Source organism: Burkholderia sp. SIMBA_062 (assembly GCF_046534765.1).
Taxonomy (GTDB): domain Bacteria; phylum Pseudomonadota; class Gammaproteobacteria; order Burkholderiales; family Burkholderiaceae; genus Burkholderia; species Burkholderia ambifaria.
Window position 1 is genome coordinate 1 of sequence record NZ_JAWRYD010000305.1, and the last position, 268, is coordinate 268.

Below are 268 nucleotides of genomic sequence, written 5' to 3' on the forward strand. Positions count from 1 at the left end.
CCGAAACCGGCCTGCTGAGCTTTATTTCGCGGCGCAATCTGGAGGCGGGCCGCTTCACGCCCGCGCTCGTCGAACTGCCGAATCCGGTCACGACGATGACGCGCGAGTTCGGCGTCGTGCATCGCAACGACGACTATCTGTCGCCCGCCGCGCGGCGGCTGATCGAGATCGTGCGCGCGCAGCACGACGAGGTGACGGGCACGACGGAGACGGCTGCGGCGAAGGGGCGTGTGAAAGCGGGTGCTGCCGGCGGCCGCGCGAATCGGGG

1 pseudogene is annotated in these 268 nt (G+C 69.8%); it reads left to right on the forward strand.

Annotation, left to right across the window (positions count from 1 at the left end):
- Window positions 1–268: pseudogene (locus SB786_RS36460) on the forward strand (hypothetical protein); the annotation flags it as partial.